We start from the raw sequence: 1,411 nt of genomic DNA on the forward strand, positions 1-1,411 counted from the left end.
TAAAAAAACCGAGGCCGGAGTTCCGGAACATCGGTATCGGGCAGATATTGACGGCGTATCGCCTGCCTCTTGCGGGGCGCGTGTCGATTCTGCATCGGCTGAGCGGCGGCCTGCTGTTCGTCGCGTTGCCGTTCCTGCTGTACCTCTTCGACCAGAGCCTGACTTCCGAGCTGAGCTTCGAAGTCTTCAAGGGCTTTCTCTCCAATATCATCGTCAAGCTCATCACGCTGGTGCTCGCGTGGGCCTACCTGTTCCATTTCTGCGCCGGCGTTCGCCACCTGCTGATGGACACCAACCATGAAGCCGTCACCAAAGAGAAAGGCAAGCAGACCTCGATCGTGGTGTTCGTGGTGTCGTCGCTGCTGACCATCGTGTTCGCGCTCAAACTCTTCGGAGCATTCTAAACATGGCAGCCAATAACCGAATCGGCTCGAAGCGTCTGGTCGTCGGCGCCCACTACGGTCTGCGCGACTGGCTCGCGCAACGCATCACCGCCTGCGTGATGGCCCTCTACACGGTGATCCTGCTCGCGTGGTTCTTCGGCGCGCGCGACTTCTCCTATGAAGGCTGGGCGTCGATCTTCGCGACGCAATGGATGAAGCTCGCCACCTTCGTCACGCTGCTCTCGCTCTTCTATCACGCGTGGGTCGGCATCCGCGACATCTGGATGGACTATGTGAAGCCCGTGGGCGTGCGTCTGCTGCTGCAGGCGCTGACGATCGTCTGGCTGCTCGCGTGTGCGGGCTACGCCGCGCAGATTCTCTGGAGAGTGTAAAAGCATGGCTGCAATCAAGAATGCCCTGCCGCGTCGCAAGTTCGACGTGGTTATCGTCGGCGCGGGCGGCTCGGGAATGCGCGCGTCGCTGCAACTGGCGCGCGCGGGTCTGTCGGTGTGCGTGCTCTCGAAAGTGTTCCCCACGCGCTCGCATACGGTCGCCGCGCAAGGCGGCATCGGCGCGTCGCTCGGCAACATGAGCGAGGACAACTGGCACTACCACTTCTACGACACGATCAAGGGCTCCGACTGGCTCGGCGACCAGGACGCGATCGAGTTCATGTGCCGCGAAGCGCCGAACGCCGTCTACGAACTCGAACACTTCGGCATGCCGTTCGACCGTAACGCGGACGGCACGATCTACCAGCGCCCGTTCGGCGGCCACACCGCAAACTATGGCGAGAAGCCCGTGCAGCGCGCGTGCGCGGCGGCTGACCGCACCGGTCACGCGCTGCTGCATACGCTGTATCAGCAGAACGTTGCGGCCAAGACGCAGTTCTTCGTCGAATGGATGGCGCTCGATCTGATCCGCGACGCCGACGGCGACGTGCTCGGCGTGACCGCGCTCGAAATGGAAACGGGCGACGTCTATATCCTCGAAGGCAAGACGACGCTGTTCGCCACGGGCGGCGCGGG

General features: G+C 62.6%; 3 protein-coding genes. All 3 read left to right on the forward strand.

Features of this window, described 5'->3' with window-relative positions; all coding sequences use genetic code 11:
- Positions 1-404, forward strand: a 404-nt coding sequence (gene sdhC / locus C8K18_RS32950; protein WP_107711085.1) for a succinate dehydrogenase, cytochrome b556 subunit, incomplete at its 5' end; no start/stop codon positions are given.
- Between the two features lie 2 nt (positions 405-406).
- Positions 407-775 carry a succinate dehydrogenase, hydrophobic membrane anchor protein gene (gene sdhD / locus C8K18_RS32955; RefSeq protein WP_006047558.1) on the forward strand — a complete coding sequence of 123 codons (369 nt, stop codon included), beginning with the start codon at positions 407-409 and terminating at the stop codon, positions 773-775.
- Between the two features lie 4 nt (positions 776-779).
- A partial coding sequence (locus C8K18_RS32960; RefSeq protein WP_146190910.1) for an FAD-dependent oxidoreductase occupies positions 780-1,411 on the forward strand: 632 nt, incomplete at its 3' end.

This window comes from Paraburkholderia sp. GV068 (assembly GCF_003058125.1).
In the GTDB taxonomy this organism is placed as follows: domain Bacteria; phylum Pseudomonadota; class Gammaproteobacteria; order Burkholderiales; family Burkholderiaceae; genus Paraburkholderia; species Paraburkholderia graminis.

Coding starts and splice junctions, on each gene's coding strand:
- sdhD (WP_006047558.1), top strand. CDS start 407: ATGGCAGCCAATAACCGAATCGGCTCGAAGCGTCTGGTCGTCGGCGCC.